Here is a 14,451-nt window from a genome sequence, read left to right on the forward strand (position 1 = left end):
TCCGTCTGCCCGATCAGGGCAGTTGAAGCGATTGGGCGCCGCGCGGCCCTGCGATGACGAGCGCGCCCTTGGCGGGTGTCGCCACTGCCGCGGCGGGTACGGTGCGCTCGACGGAGGCGGCCTTGAAACTTGCGCCGTCGTCGGTGCTGGTCAGGACGTGGCCGGCCTGGCTGACGAGGACGATGCGTCCGTCGTCCTGCCGCATGCCGGCGGTCATGCCGACCTGCAGGCCCGTCGGCGTCTGCTGCCAGTTGCGTCCGCCGTCGGTGCTGCGCAGCACCGTGCCGCGCAGGCCGTAGGCGATGAGCGAACGGGCATTGCCCGTGATGCCGAAAAGGGTGCCCTTGTAGGGCAGTTCGAGTGCGCGGAAACGTGTGTCGCCGTGCTCCAGCTTGAGCAGCAATCCCTGCTCGCCGGCAATGTAGGTGTCGGCGCCGATGCCACGCACCGCATAGAGGTGCAGGCCCTTCGGGTTGTCGACGGCGTGCAGCCAAGGCTCCCAGGTCGCGCCACCGTCCCTGGTGTGCAGGACGAGGCCGAATGCACCGACGACGAAGCCTTCGGATGCATCGCGGAACCACACGTCGAGGAAGGGGTTCTCCGCCCCTTGCACCTCGAAGCGCCGGGCTTCGTCTACCAGCAGCCCGGCGCGCTTCGGATCATCGACCGCCAAGGCGGCGGCTTCGCGCTGGTAGTAGCGGACCATGATGTCGCCAACGCGCCGGCCGTCGAGCTGGGTGGTCCAGCTCAGGCCTGCATCGTTGGAGCGCAGCACGACGCCGTCGTGCCCCACGGCCCATCCGTTTGTCGCGGTCGGAAAGGTCACGGCCACCAGGTCCGAGCTGACAGGCACTTCGGCCTGCCGCCAGTTCTTGCCGGCATCGTCGGAATAGACGATGTGTCCGCGCTGGCCCACGGCCACGACGCGGTTGCCGGCACTGGCCAGCCCATTGAGCAACGTGCGCGAAGCGAGCGGGCTCTTCATGGCCGGCGTGTCCAGCACGTCACGCCATCCGGCGGGCTGTACCGCCCACGCCGAGGTGGCGGCCAGCGTCGCGGCGAGTGCCAGGCCGCTGAGGGTGAATCGCTTCGCGTTCATCGATGGGCCTCGTTCAGCGAACGCCCGCACCGGCGAGCGAGTCGGCGGTCCACTCGCGGTCGGACAGCGCCTTGGTCTGGCGCAGGCCGCCGGTTTCCGCGATGTAGCCGGTCAGCGAATAGACCCGCGCGGCGAAGTCGTAGTGGCCGAACATGTCGGTGTACGGGGCCGGGAGGTCGTAGCTGGGCGTCATGTAGGCAAAGCCCGAGCGGTAGAGCTGGCCGCGTGCGTCATAGTTATCCGATGCCAAGGCTGCCCACGAGTCCTCGTCGAGGTAGAAGGTGCGCTTGCTGTAGACGTGGCGCTTGCCCTCGCGCAGCGTGGCTTCCACGGCCCACACGCGATGGAGTTCCCAGCGAACCAGGTCCGGGTTCAGGTGGTTGGGCTTGAGCAGGTCGTCCTGCTTCGACTGGTATACCGCGGCGTAGTCGTTGTAGGGCAGGTACATCTCCTTCTTGCCGAGCAGCTTGAAGTCGAAGCGGTCCATGGAGCCGTTGAAGATGAAGGTGTCGTCGAAGGTCGTGGCGCCTGCGGTGCCCGGGTTGGGCGTGTCGAAGGACAGGTCCGGAGCCACCTTGACGCGGCGCTGGCCGGGCAGGTACATCCAGGCGCGGCGATCCTTGTTGCCGATGTCGAGCGGGTCGACGATCAGCAGGGCCTCGCCGGCGCGGCGTGCCGGTCCGGTGTAGGTCAGCTTGATGCGCCAGTAGGTATCCGCCGTGGCCTTGCTGGGGTCCCAGAACGGGAAGTCCTGCACGCTGACGCCTTCGGTGGCCAGGGCCGAGTGGCCGCTGGCATCGACGTTCAGGTTGCGGTACTTGGCTTCATAGCTCTGGCCGTTGAAGCGCACCAGGTGGTTCCACATGGCTTCGTAGCCATTCTTCGGAATGGGGAACGGGAAGCCGGCGTGCGCGCCTTCGATCGAACGGCCGTCGTTGGTGGTCTTGGCCTGGGTCGCGTTGGTCGCCGTGTTGTCGGTGACGAACTTCGGGAAGGCGACGGTGCGATGCGTCGGGTAGACATCCACGCGGAAGCTCGGATACGTCTTCAGCAGCGTCTTGGTGCCGTCGGTCAGGTGATCGGCGTACTGGGCCATGTTCTTGGCGTCGATCACGAGGCGCGGCTTCTCACCGGCGAAGGGGTCCGGGCGGATGCCGTCGCCTGCCTTGAAGCCTGCGGGAGCCGTCTTCAGGCCGCCTTCATAGGCCGGAATGGTGCCGTCCTTGTTGCCGGCCTTTTCCGCGCCGACGGGCGTCAGGGTCGTGCCGAGGGCCTTGGCCTCGTCGGCGGTGATGGCCGCCTGGGCGGCCAGGCTTGCCGTTGCGGCGACGACGCCTGCAATCAGCGAGTAGGTGAATTTCATGGTGGAGTCCTTAGAAGGTGGTCTTGAAGGTCAGGCTCACGAAAGCGCGGTCGTCGAGCAGCGTCGTGAAGCCGTTCTGGCTGGTCACGGCGTAGCCGTTGTCGCGGTAGCGGCCGACATAGTTGATGTATTTCAGATCGAAGCGGTATTTCTGCCGGACGTCGAAGCCGACGCCGACGCTGTAGTTGCCGTTGGCCTGATTGCCGCCGAACACGGTTGGCGCGTTGCCGTAGAGTCCCACGGCGTATGTGAGGGGTGCCGACACGTCGACGCCCGGCCACACCTGGAACCAGGTGGGCGTGAAGTTGAGACCGGCGCCGAAGTAGTTCTTCGTCGTGCAACCGTCCCATTTGTCCTTGCCGGCACAGGCCGCGAAGCCCTCGGCGAAGAAGAGGTTCTTGCCGCTGGTGACCTTCGACCAGGTGGCCCAGGTGAGTTCTGCACCGTAGGTCGCCGTGTCGAACACAGCGGTCTTCGGGATCACGCCCACGGCATTGACCAGGCCGTGGAAGGTGTCTCCGCGCGGTCCGTTGGTGTCGCCCGACGCAGGCAAGCCGGGTGAAATGCCAAGCACCGTGCTGTTCAGCGGCGTGTTGTGGCGATACGAGAGCTCGGAGCCGAAGCTGATGCCGCCGATGTTCTTCGCCAGGCTCACGCCGAGCAGGTCGATGTTGTCGGCGTAGATCAGGTTGTAGCGGCTGATGTTCGGACCGACGCGCGTGATGAAGGTCTGCGGCAGCTTGTCGGCGAAGTTGCGCCAGTAGAAGCCCATCGTGCCGTCGAGCCACTCGGGGCTCCAGCGCGTCGACAGGCCACCCTCGCCGTGATTCGGCGGTTTGACCGCGCCGCCGTTCTGGGCAAAGCCGAGCGCGGGCGAGATGAACTGGCGGTCCGGTCCGTTGAACGCGAAGTCCACCGGACCGAGGTACGTGCCGCCCTCAGGGTAGCGGAACGCTTCCCACTGGAGCATGTACTGCGCCGCCACCGACACGGTGTCGGTCACCTGGGCTTGCATCGAGATCTGGTTGAGCGGCCGGAACAGCTCCTTGGCTTCCACGCCGGGCGTCGCGAATCCCTTTTGCAGGTCGAGCGGATTCTGCGAATAAGCGATGCCGTTCAGGTTGCCGTTGACGAAGAGCGACTCGCCCCAGTAGAGCGAATGGCGCCCGAACTTCATGTTGACCGGCACGTTGCCGATATCGACGCCACCGAACAGGAAGGCATCGAGCCACTCGCCCGAAGGTCCGGCGTAGTAGCGCTGGGTGTAGTCGCTGTACTGGTGATTGACGTAGCTGGGGATATTGACCAGCGGCGGGAACGGATTGGACTGGCTGGTGCTGCCGTACGCGTTGTCGTACCACCCAGCGGCACTCACTCTTGCACCGTAGCGCTTCTTGTAGGTGAGGTCGAACTCCGACAGGACGTCGAGGCGGTTCGCCACCGTGTCACCGCTGTTGAAGCTGTAGGTGCCCTCGTCCGAGACCGCCGAATTGCCGATCTTCGGGTCGCGGTTGGCCACGCGATTCGCGTAGTTGTACCGGAGGGTGTTGTCCCAGCGGATCGAGAGGTCCTCTTTCCCGGTGTCGAATTCGAATGCATGCGCGCCGCCCGAAGACAGCGTCACGAGCAGGGTGGCAGCGGCGACGGCCGCGAGGCGAAAGGACGAGCGGGTTTCGGTGGATCCCGTCTTTTGGTGGGAGTGGTGCACGTGTTTCCAGTTTCTTCGTTTGTGAGTGGGTGGTCTCACCTGCCTATGAGCAAGGACCGGGCGGAATTCTGGGATTCGCGCACCCTCGACTCCCCCTCCTTGGTGGAGGGGGCAGGGGGGTAGGGAAAGTCTGGATCGGGGCGCCCACGGACGGCCCCGACGGGGGCGCGCTCAGCCGCCGAGCGCCATGATCGCGGCCACCAGCGCAGTGCCGAGCCCGACCATCATCAGGCCGACCTTCCAGCTGCCATACCCCGCGTAGCGGCCCAGGGCGAGGCCTCCGACGAACAGCATCGCGAGCGCGACGATGCGGGACACGGTCATGGCGGTCCGGACATCCTGGATCAGCGCAAAAGGCAGCACCACCGGAAATGTCGCCGTCACCACGATCAGGAAGATCGCCGCGGCGGCGAGCACGTCGCGCCACAGCAGGGTGGGGCGCGACGGGATGGAGGGCAGGGCGACGATTCGGCCGCGAATGGCTTCGAGTTCCGCCGTCATGACGAACTTCGCCCCGACCCGCGACAAGGAGCCGGCAACAAGCCGGCGACCGGTTTCCGCATTCGCCGCTTCGCGAACCGAGCGAACCAGCGTGATCCATCGCCCGCGATCGGTGACTGTGCGGACGAGGTACATGACGGCGTCGACCAGGCCCCAGGCCAGGTTGCAGCCCAATGCGGCGATGAACATCTGCCGGAGATCCTCGCGCCCCGAGTCGGCCACCGACACGGCTCCGGCAAATGTGAGCGCCATGAACAGGCCGAAGAGCATCTCCGAGACACGGTCCACCGGGCTGAGAACCGGTTCTCGCGCGGTCTCTTCGTTGGCGTTGCTTTCAGCCATCGCGTCAGTTTTGCGCGGCTGCATCGCCTTCATCGCTCGTCTCCTGGACGAGCAACACCGGAACCGGGGCGACACGCATGACCTGTGCCGCGTCGCTGCCCCAGAGAATCCGCTCGATGCCTCGGCGTCCGTGCGTCCCGATCACGATGAGGTCGGCGTTCCAGGCCTTGGCCTCCTGCGCGATCATGTCCGACAAATCCTCGGACAACGAGGAAAGAAGCGTCGTTTCCACGTGGCAGCCTTCGCGCTCCGCGCGCTCGCGACCCTGCTGCAAGAGGCGCTCGCCCGCCTCCTTGATGACGGGCAACTGCTGCTTGAACGACGCGTGGCTCGCAAAGCCGACCGTGCTCCTGAACCGGTTGACGACATGCACGAGCCGCAGCGTCGCCCCCTTGGACAGGGCCATGCGGACGGCTTCGTCCAATCCTTGCGTGGACGCCTCGCTGCCGTCCAGGGGGACAAGAATTCGTCGGTACATGGCGATCCCTTCCATTGAACGCGATCCACGGCTTCCGCAGTGTCGGCGTGGTGCAGGCTGCCCGCAATGACGCACGTCAATGCGGCGGCATCATTTCTTGTCGGGCGGGCGCATCGAATCCCCGAGGCTCACCAGGTTCTGCGGACTCACGCGGATGACGCCGCCGCGCGGGCTGTCGATGTCCGCAATGAGAAAGAACGCAATGGCCAGGACCAGCGGCAGCACGAGCAGTTGGCTGCGTTCCGCGTGCGCATCTCGCACGCCGTAGCCGACCAGCAGATGGCAACAGGCGGCAATGCCCAGCATCAGGAGCCATGCCGCACGGGGAATCCGGTTCCACCAGGCGGCCTGCGTATAACCCTGCGCGTTCAGGACATCGTTCATGCCCGAGACGGCCAGTGCGACCGACGGCGACAGCGGCGCCGCTGCCGCCGGGGCCACCACAGCCGACCACAGTTCGGCCTGCAGCTTTGCCGTGCGTGCATCGACCTCGCGGAGTTGGTCCAGATCGCGTGTCGTGTAGAACAGGATGCGTTGATCGAAATAGTCGCGCAGGAGGGCGCGGACCTTCTCCGCGTCCGCTGCAGGCAGCAGCTGGGCCCGCAGGTACTCGGTACCGATCGCGTTGGCCTCCGCTTCCTCGAGATTCTTGCGCTGGTCGTAGCGGCCGACGGCCATCGAGAAGCCGAACCCGACAAGGAGACCCAGAAGCGTCAGCGTGGCCCCGACGACGATGCTGAAGTTGTCCCGCGTGCTCTCCTGGGGCCTCGACCATCTTCTGAGCACGCGCGCGCCGAACCATATGCAGAACGAGAGGAAGAGGAAGCTTGCGACGAAGACGAGCAGTGGGTAGTCCACTATTTTGATCATTGGCATCTTTCAGAAGGTCAGCTTCGTCGAGAACTGCAAGCGGTTGTCGACCTGCGACGCACCGATCTTGTCTTCGAGTCGGCCCCAGAGCAACTCGGCACCGATCGTCAGGTTCCTGGCCGTGGTGTAGAGCAGGTTGACCGACGAATAGCCGCCCTTGTGGAAGGCGGTGGCGATCTGCCCTCCGGTGTTGTTCTGCCGATGCTCGCTGTAGCCGATCGAACTGCTCCACTTGTCGCTCCAGGCGTGGTTGTAGTAGGCCAGCCATCCCACCGATCCGACGGCCTCGGCCCGCAGGTCGGCGCCGGGTGCCAGGTCCACGCCGCCGTCGTTCATGTAGCTGGCGATCCCGCGCCCGACCGCGAGCTGCAAGTTCACCTGATCCTTGCCGGCGACCTTGAATGCACCGGCAAGGTTCAGGCCGTAGCCGGTCCGCGTGCCGGACGGCTTCCCCGTGATCGACTCGGTGTTGTGATAGCCCAGCTCGCGCAAGATGGCGGCGGAGCGGAAGTGGCCCCAGTCCCGCTCGAGCCTGAACGAGGCGACGAGGTCAGGCACGCGGTTGTGGCCGGTGATGCCTTCGCCGAGCGCCGGGTCGACCCTGGCCAGCCTCCCGGCGTCGATCGCCGAACTGGGTGACTCCAGCGTGATCGCCACCTGCATTCCCTGTGGGTCGAATGGCACGTAGCGCAACTGCGGCGTGCGCACGAAGACCATGCCGCTCGGTCCCCAGTAGTCGATGATGTCCGGGAGCACATCGATGTCCATGAAGTTCGAGTACGTCTGCCCGACGCCGAACATGGGCGACGCGACCCAGGCATCGAGCAAGTGGGCCTGCGTGCTGCCATGGGTGCCAAACAGGTCGATGCTGAAGTCGGTCTTGATCGGGCCGATCGTCGTCGGGATGTACGTCTTGAAGCCCAGGCTGGATTGCCGCACGCTCAAGAGCGTTGTTCCGTCGCCGCTGCATCCGGGTGAACCCGGACAGATGACCGGAATCTGCGATGGCCGGAGCGTGGCCCGCCAGTCAGGGTGCATGCGCCCGCCATCGTAGATGGCGTCGAGCATGGCCTGTCCGTAGAACTCGAAACCCGGCTTTCCTTCCTCCGGAACAAGGGGCTCGTCGGGCTGCGCATGCGCAGTGCCAGCGCCAACGCCGCCGAGGGCGAGCGCGACTGCGACCCCGGCGGCATGGCGATTCATCTCATCTCTTCCCCCACGATTGTTTCGGCCAAGTCTGCGTGTTTCTTCCTTGTCGGGAGTTGACGATTCTCAATTTGGCGCTTCACGAGTCCTCTAGCATCCTCTAGCATCCGGCCAATCATCACGGATGTTCAGGAGCCTTTATGCGATTCGCACCGAGGGAACGGACTTCAGCGAGGCTTGGGTTCTGGTCCCTTGCGCTCTTCGTGGCCAGTCTGGTCGCTCCGACGAGTGCGAACGCATCGTTCATTCCGCACGAGTACCTGGGCACGGCTGCAACGTACCTGGCCTGGTTCATCATCTTCCTGGTGCCGATCGCCGGGATCGTCCTGTTCTGGATGGTTCACGTCATGCCGGAGAAGATCGCGCACAACCGGCACCATCCCCAGCGCGATGCCATCAAGACGCTGTGCCTGCTGTCGCTGGTGTTCGGGGGCATGCTCTGGCCGCTCGCGTGGCTGTGGGCCTACATCAAGCCGGTCGGCTATCAGGTGGCGTATGGCACCGAGAAGCACGAGGACTACTTCCACGAGAAGGGCGAAAAGGCGCTGACGGGCGAACTCCTGGAGCATGAGATCGAGCACCTGCGCGACGAGCTCGATGCGATGGACGCCAAGGGCGCGCTGACAGCCGAGCTCAAGGTGCTCCGCAAGAACCTGGCTGCCGTCACGGCCCGCGGGGGCATCGCCGCCGCTGCAAGAGATGCGAGCGCCTGATGGAAGCACTGCTCCTTGGCATCTACGCCTTCTTCGTCTGGCTCTTCTTCATCAAGCTGAAGTGGCTGCCATGGAACACCGCGACGCAAGTCATTGTGGTGATCATCCCGATCGTCTTTCTGACCGCGCTGATCCTCACGCTCAACGTCGTCGCCCCGTCGACGGCGGATGTCCGCGTCATCAAGTACGTGGTGCAGGTCGTTCCGCAGGTGCGGGGCCAGGTGCTCGAGGTGCCAGTCGAACCCAATCGCCTGGTGAAGAAGGGTGAACTGCTGTTCCGCATCGACCCGACCCAGTACCAGAACGAACTCGACGCCGCCAAGGCGCGGCTGGTCGCGGACGAGGCGAAGTTCACGCAGGCGGAGGCGGCCCTGGTCGACGCGTCGGCCGGCGCACGCCAGCTCCAGGAGCAACTCAAGGCCGCAACGGGACAGGTCAGGTCGCTGCAGCCGAGGATCGAACTTGCACGATTGCGGGTTCGGCAGAACAAGGAACTGGTGTCCACCGGCGCCGGTGACAAGTTCGCGCTTGAACAGGCCGAATCCAACCTGATCGAGCTGCAAGGCCAGATCGCGACGGCCACTGCGAATGAAGCACAGGTCGCTCAAAAGCTGTCCGGGCGGGTCAACGGTGAACAGGCCTCGGTCGCCCAGGCGCGGGCCCAACTCGCAACGGCCAAGGCGCAGGTCGACATCAGTCGTGCGGACCTCAGCAACGCGCAGTGGAACCTGGACCAGACGTCCGTCTACGCACCGGCCAATGGATACGCCATCAACGTCCAGTTGAGGCCCGGCTCCTACGTGGTCTCGATACCGCTGACTCCCGCGATGAGCTTCGTCGAAGAGACCTACCAGGTGGTCGCCCTCTACGACCAGAATGAACTGCGGCTCGTCGAGCCAGGAAATGCGGCGGAGTTCACGCTCAAGACGTACCCGGGCCGCATCATCTCGGCGAAGGTCGATTCCATCATCTGGGCGCAGGGCCAGGGCCAAGTGGCTCAGTCGGGCCAACTGCCGCAGACCGGCGCCTTTCCGCAGGTGCCGGGACGCTTCCCGGTCAAGTTCACGGTCGACGAACAGGATGCCCAGCTGTTCCTTGCCGCGGGCGCGGATGGCCAGGGCGCGATCTATACCGATCACGTGGAGATGATCCACATCCTCCGGATGGTGATCCTTCGCGTCGGATCCATCACCAACTACCTTGTCCTGAAGCTGCACTGATGCGAACACCCTCGCTTCATCGATGGCACGTTGCGACAGCGCTGGCGCTGGCGGCGGCGGTCGCCGGCTGTGCGCTGAAGACGCCGCCGACAGCCGCCGAGTTGCAGAACGAGGTGCTGCCCCAGGGGCCCGCGCCGACGGCATTCAGGGCGGGCGGCGGCGTGACGGCGCCTGTGGCCGATGGATGGCTCGCGACCTTCGACGAGCCTGCGTTGACAGCGCTCGTCAACGAAGCGCTCGCCTACAACGCCGACCTGCGGGTCGCGGCGGCGCGCGTCGAGCAGGCCGGCGGCTACGTCAAAGTGGCGGCGGGCGCGTTGCTCCCGTCCGTGGGCGTGGTCGGCCTGGGCGGCGGCAAGTCGGGCGGCGGCGGCGGGCTGGACGGGATTTTCCTGAATGCGTCGCTGGAACTCGATGTATGGGGCCGGCTTCGCTACGCCAAGGCGGCGGCCAAGGAGCAGTCGCTGGCTGCCGAGGCTGACTATGCCTACGCGCGGCAGTCCCTGGCTGCCATGGTGGCCAAGGCATGGTTCCTTGCGGTCGAGGCGGGCTTGCAACGCGCAATCACGCTGGACGCGCTCAATTCCTCCGACGTCCTGCTTCGAATGTCCGAGGATCGCCTGCGCATCGGCAACGGCAACAACCTGGCCGTGGCGCAGGCGCGCGCGAATGTCGGTACCTATCGCGATGCGCTGAAGCAGGTGGAATTCGCGCGCGAGCAGGCCCTGCGTTCGCTCGAACTCCTGCTCGGACGCTATCCCTCCGCGGAGATCGCCGTCGCGACACAACTTTCGCCGATGCCGCCGCCGTTGCCCGTCGGCGTGCCGTCGGAACTTCTGGAGCGCCGGCCCGACCTCGTGGCGGCGGAGCGTCGCGTCGCCGCCGCGTTCGATCGCGTCGGCGAAGCCAAGGCGGCGCAGCTTCCGAGGATCAGCCTCACCGCGGGCGGCAGCAACGTGTCGAGCGAATTGCTCGTGTTGAAAGACACCAGCAGCCCGGTCTGGAGCGTCGGTGCCAACCTGATTGCGCCGATCTACCAGGGTGGTGCATTGCGCGCGCAGGTCGAAATCCGCACGGCGGAACAGAAGGTGGCGGTTGCCGACTACGCACGCGCAGGCCAGAAGGCGTTCGGTGAAGTCGAAGGCGCATTGGGTGCGGAATCGACGCTGCGCGAACGCGACGCCATCCTCGCCGCGACGATCCGCGACAGCGAGGAGGCGCTGGAGCTTTCGCGAATCCAGTACCGCGTGGGTTCTGTCGACCTGCGCTCGGTCGAGCAGAGCCAGCTCACCGTCTACGCGGCGCGCACCTCGCGCCTGCGCGTTCAGACAGAGCAGTTGGCACAGCGCACCAATCTGTACCTGGCATTGGGCGGCGGGTTCGACACGCCGGCCATGGCAGCGGCTCCTTCGCCGTGCTGCACCCAGTGACGGGATTTCGCGGGCACTGATCGATCCGAGTTGATCGATATCAAACCCCTCTCGTCGGCCGCTTCTCACAATGGCAGGACGGGCGTGGAACGAGCCCGGTAATTGCCATGAGCATGAAGAGCGCCGCAAAATAGCCCGGCCAGCGCGATGTGGTGTCACAGCCGTGTCACAGCGCCCGGACACACCTCGGTATTCCCATTCTTTTGAGGTATCGCCATGGATCCAGGAGCGCGGCTCGCGCACAGTCACAAGGTCGGGACGAAGGTTGCCACCGTCTTCCAGAAGCGAATGCAGATCGCGCAGGAACACTACGTCCAGCGCATCCAACAGGTCGTGCAGGCCGAAGGCGGCGAATCACTGCTCAAGTCCGCGGCAAGTGCGAATCCGCAGAGCCTTCTGCAATACGCCGTCGATGCCACGCAGCGCTCCATCCTGTTCTGGGACACGCTGTGGCGGCGCGGGAACAACTTCGTCGAACATAACGCGCAGGGCCTGAAGCCGGTCCTGCATTTCGACTCGGAAGTCGTCCTCGACGGCCGCACATTCGCTCGCCCGGTGAACTACGCGTTGCTGAAGATCACGCCGCCCAAGGGCGTTCTTGTCGATCCGAAGCGGCGGCCGTACCTGATCATCGATCCGCGTGCCGGCCACGGACCCGGCATCGGCGGCTTCAAGGACGATTCGCAAGTCGGCGTCGCGCTGCGCGCGGGGCATCCGGTGTACTTCGTCATCTTCTTCCGCGACCCCGAGCCGGGGCAGACGCTGCTCGACGTCTGCAATGCCGAGCAGCAGTTCGTGAAGAAGGTGCGGGCGCTGCACCCCGACAGTTCCAAGCCGGCCATCATCGGAAATTGCCAGGGCGGCTGGGCCGCGATGATGCTCGGCGCTTCGGACCCCGACGACACGGGCCCGATCGTCATCAACGGCGCGCCGATGTCGTACTGGGGCGGGGCCTGGAACGAAGGCGAGGGCGACAACCCCATGCGCTATTCGGGCGGTCTTCTGGGGGGTTCGTGGCTGGCCTCGATGGCCGCCGACATGGGCAATGGCAAATTCGACGGCGCGTACCTGGTCCAGAATTTCGAGAACCTGAACCCGGCCAACAGCTTCTGGGACAAGTACTACCACCTGTTCGACAAGGTCGACACCGAACCGCCCCGGTTCCTGGAATTCGAGCACTGGTGGGGCGGCTACTACCTGATGAACCGGCAAGAGATCGAGTGGATCACCCAGAACCTCTTCGTTGGCAACAAGCTGTGGTCGGGCGATGTCAAGTCGGGCAGCGGCAAGCCCTTCGACCTGCGCGACATCAAGTCGCCCATCGTCCTGTTCGCATCGATGGGGGACAACATCACCCCGCCGCAACAGGCGTTCAACTGGGTCGCGGACGTCTATCGCAGCACGGCGGAGATCAAGGCACGTGGCCAGGTCATCGTCGGACTTCTGCACGAGCACGTCGGGCACCTGGGCATCTTCGTCTCCGGCGCGGTCGCGAAGAAGGAACACGCGCAGATCGTGTCCGTTCTCAAGAGCATCGAACTGCTGCCGCCGGGCCTCTACGGCATGGCGATCACCGAGCACGAGGGTGCGGACGGTGCACCCGCCTACGAGGTCGAGTTTCACGAACACCGGCTGGAGGACATCGCGGAGCGCCTCAACCGCTTCAAGCGTGTGGACGAGAAGCCGTTCGAAGCGGTGGCGGCCGTCTCGGAGTTCAACCAGCGCGCCTACGAACTGTTCGCGCGGCCGATGGTGCAAGCCATGTCGAACGAATACACGGCGCAACTGCAGCGGGAGTTTCATCCGCTGCGCTTCCAGAACTGGGCGGTCTCCAGCCTCAATCCCTGGCTTTCATGGATCGCGCCTGCTGCCCAGGCGGTGAGGGCGGACCGAAAGGCGCTGGACGCCAACCATCCGTTGCGCCGGGGCGAAAATCTCGGCGCCGAGATGGTCAGTGCATCGCTCGACCTTTATCGCGCGGTGCGTGATGCGATGACCGAGGCACAGTTCTTCGGCGTCTACGCGAACATGTTCTCGCTGCAAGGCGGTGATGAAACCCCGGGGCGCGGTGTCGACGAGGTGCTGGAAGCGAAGGACCGGCCGGAGGTGCGTGAGGCGCTCGCCGCCATCGCGCAGGGCGGCTACGTCGAAGCCGTGGCGCGCGCCGCCTTCCTGCTGTCGCAGGGCGACGAGCCGCTGCCGCTGTCGCGTCTCGAACTGCGGCGAGAACTGGCCGAAGACTACGCGGAGTTGCTGCCGCACGTGACGCCTTACCGTTGGCGCACGATTCGCGGAACGCAGGAAATCATCGCGCGGTGCGAGCCCGATCGGGCGGTGTCGACCCTGGCCGACCTGTTGGCGGATGCCGGCGAGCGCGGGCGCTTCCTGGCGCTGCTCGACCGTGTGACCGGCGACCGTCGCGTGCTGCAGACCACGCCGACCGCCGAGCAGCTTGCCATGCTGTCCCGGATCCGGGCCACTTTGGGCGACAAGTCCCGCAAAGAGGGGGCGCGATCGGTTGTGGTCCGAGGTCAGTTTCCCGCGGCCCGAAAGACAGCACCGCGCAGGAAGGCATCCAAATGAGCGCGAGGCATGAGAAATATCAGCGTCTGATCGACGCCTGCAAGTCGCTGACCCCCATGCCGACGGCCGTCGTGCATCCTTGCGACCAGAGTTCGCTCGAGGGAATGCGGGAGGCCACGAGGCTGGGGTTGATCGCGCCGATCCTGGTCGGGCCGCGCGCGAAGATCGAGAGCGTCGCGCAGACGTTTGGCATCGACATCAGCGGCATTCCGATCGTGGATGCGCCCTTCAGCCATGCAGCGGCGGACAAGGCCGTGCAATTGGTCCGCGAAGGCACGGTCGAGGCGTTGATGAAGGGCAGCCTGCACACGGACGAGCTGATGGCGGCGGTGGTGAGGCGCGATGTCGGCCTGCGCACTGAACGGCGCATCAGCCATTGCTTCGTGATGGACGTGCCCAACCACGAACAGGCCCTGATCATCACCGACGCGGCGATCAGCATCGCCCCGACGCTGGAAGATAAGGTGGACATCGTCCAGAACGCGATCGACCTGGCGCATGCCTTGCAAGTCGACGTGGTGCGGGTCGCGATTCTCTCCGCCATGGAGACCGTCAATCCCAAGGTGCCCTCGACGATCGAGGCGGCGGCGCTGTGCAAGATGGTTGATAGGCACCAGATCACCGGCGCCTTGGTCGATGGTCCGCTGGCGCTCGACAACGCGATCGACCCCGAGGCCGCGAAGATCAAGCAGATCGATTCACCCGTCGCGGGACGCGCCAACGTGCTCGTGGTGCCCAATCTCGAAGCCGGCAACATGCTCGCCAAGAGCCTCTCGTTCCTCGCGGGGGCGGACGCGGCGGGCATCGTCCTCGGCGCGCGGGTGCCGATCATCCTGACCAGCAGGGCCGATTCGCTGACGGCGCGGCTGGCATCATGCGCCGTTGCAGCGATGGTCGCCAAGGCGCGGCGTGAGAGCCTGGCAGTGCAGGGGTGATGC

At 65.4% G+C, this 14,451-nt stretch carries 12 protein-coding genes; 5 read left to right on the top strand and 7 right to left on the bottom strand.

What is annotated here, in order from left to right:
• Positions 1-13 precede the first annotated feature (13 nt).
• The 7 genes from AC1DHL_RS18145 to AC1DHL_RS18175 all read right to left on the bottom strand — a co-directional run bounded on the left by AC1DHL_RS18145 (position 14) and on the right by AC1DHL_RS18175 (position 7,564).
• On the bottom strand, positions 14-1,099 hold the full coding sequence (locus AC1DHL_RS18145) for a WD40/YVTN/BNR-like repeat-containing protein (protein WP_478162859.1): 1,086 nt from the start codon (positions 1,097-1,099) through the stop codon (positions 14-16).
• Between the two features lie 13 nt (positions 1,100-1,112).
• Positions 1,113-2,462 (bottom strand): DUF1329 domain-containing protein, encoded by a 1,350-nt coding sequence (locus AC1DHL_RS18150; protein WP_478103021.1) that lies wholly within the window; start codon positions 2,460-2,462, stop codon positions 1,113-1,115.
• Between the two features lie 10 nt (positions 2,463-2,472).
• Positions 2,473-4,170 (bottom strand): DUF1302 domain-containing protein, encoded by a 1,698-nt coding sequence (locus tag AC1DHL_RS18155; protein WP_478162860.1) that lies wholly within the window; start codon positions 4,168-4,170, stop codon positions 2,473-2,475.
• A 171-nt stretch (positions 4,171-4,341) separates the two neighbouring features.
• Positions 4,342-5,046, bottom strand: a complete 705-nt coding sequence (locus AC1DHL_RS18160) for a hypothetical protein (protein ID WP_478162861.1) — start codon at positions 5,044-5,046, stop codon at positions 4,342-4,344.
• Positions 5,018-5,491 (bottom strand): universal stress protein, encoded by a 474-nt coding sequence (locus AC1DHL_RS18165; RefSeq protein WP_478162862.1) that lies wholly within the window; start codon positions 5,489-5,491, stop codon positions 5,018-5,020. The genes AC1DHL_RS18160 and AC1DHL_RS18165 overlap by 29 nt, the downstream gene beginning before the upstream one ends.
• Positions 5,492-5,581: 90 nt before the next feature.
• Positions 5,582-6,361: a bestrophin-like domain gene (locus AC1DHL_RS18170; RefSeq protein WP_478103016.1), complete on the bottom strand. Its 780-nt coding sequence runs from the start codon at positions 6,359-6,361 to the stop codon at positions 5,582-5,584.
• Positions 6,362-6,370: 9 nt separating this feature from the next.
• Entirely contained in the window at positions 6,371-7,564 is a 1,194-nt protein-coding gene (locus AC1DHL_RS18175) for a porin (protein ID WP_478162863.1), read from the bottom strand.
• Between the two features lie 206 nt (positions 7,565-7,770).
• Here AC1DHL_RS18175 and AC1DHL_RS18180 point away from each other — a divergent pair, with 206 nt between their 5' ends.
• The 5 genes from AC1DHL_RS18180 to AC1DHL_RS18200 all read left to right on the top strand — a co-directional run bounded on the left by AC1DHL_RS18180 (position 7,771) and on the right by AC1DHL_RS18200 (position 14,448).
• Positions 7,771-8,280: a DUF3302 domain-containing protein gene (locus AC1DHL_RS18180; protein WP_478162864.1), complete on the top strand. Its 510-nt coding sequence runs from the start codon at positions 7,771-7,773 to the stop codon at positions 8,278-8,280.
• Positions 8,280-9,500 carry an HlyD family secretion protein gene (locus AC1DHL_RS18185; protein ID WP_478162865.1) on the top strand — a complete coding sequence of 407 codons (1,221 nt, stop codon included), beginning with the start codon at positions 8,280-8,282 and terminating at the stop codon, positions 9,498-9,500. The genes AC1DHL_RS18180 and AC1DHL_RS18185 overlap by 1 nt, the downstream gene beginning before the upstream one ends.
• Positions 9,500-10,930, top strand: a complete 1,431-nt coding sequence (locus AC1DHL_RS18190) for a TolC family protein (RefSeq protein WP_478162866.1) — start codon at positions 9,500-9,502, stop codon at positions 10,928-10,930. Before AC1DHL_RS18185 ends, AC1DHL_RS18190 begins: the two co-directional genes overlap by 1 nt.
• A 216-nt stretch (positions 10,931-11,146) precedes the next feature.
• Positions 11,147-13,513 carry a DUF3141 domain-containing protein gene (locus tag AC1DHL_RS18195; RefSeq protein WP_478162867.1) on the top strand — a complete coding sequence of 789 codons (2,367 nt, stop codon included), beginning with the start codon at positions 11,147-11,149 and terminating at the stop codon, positions 13,511-13,513.
• The gene (locus tag AC1DHL_RS18200) at positions 13,510-14,448 is read left to right on the top strand and encodes a phosphate acetyltransferase (protein ID WP_478103007.1); all 939 of its coding nucleotides are present in this window, start codon (positions 13,510-13,512) and stop codon (positions 14,446-14,448) included. Before AC1DHL_RS18195 ends, AC1DHL_RS18200 begins: the two co-directional genes overlap by 4 nt.
• The last annotated feature ends 3 nt before the right edge of the window (positions 14,449-14,451 follow it).

This window comes from Variovorax sp. 10L426, assembly GCF_056395305.1.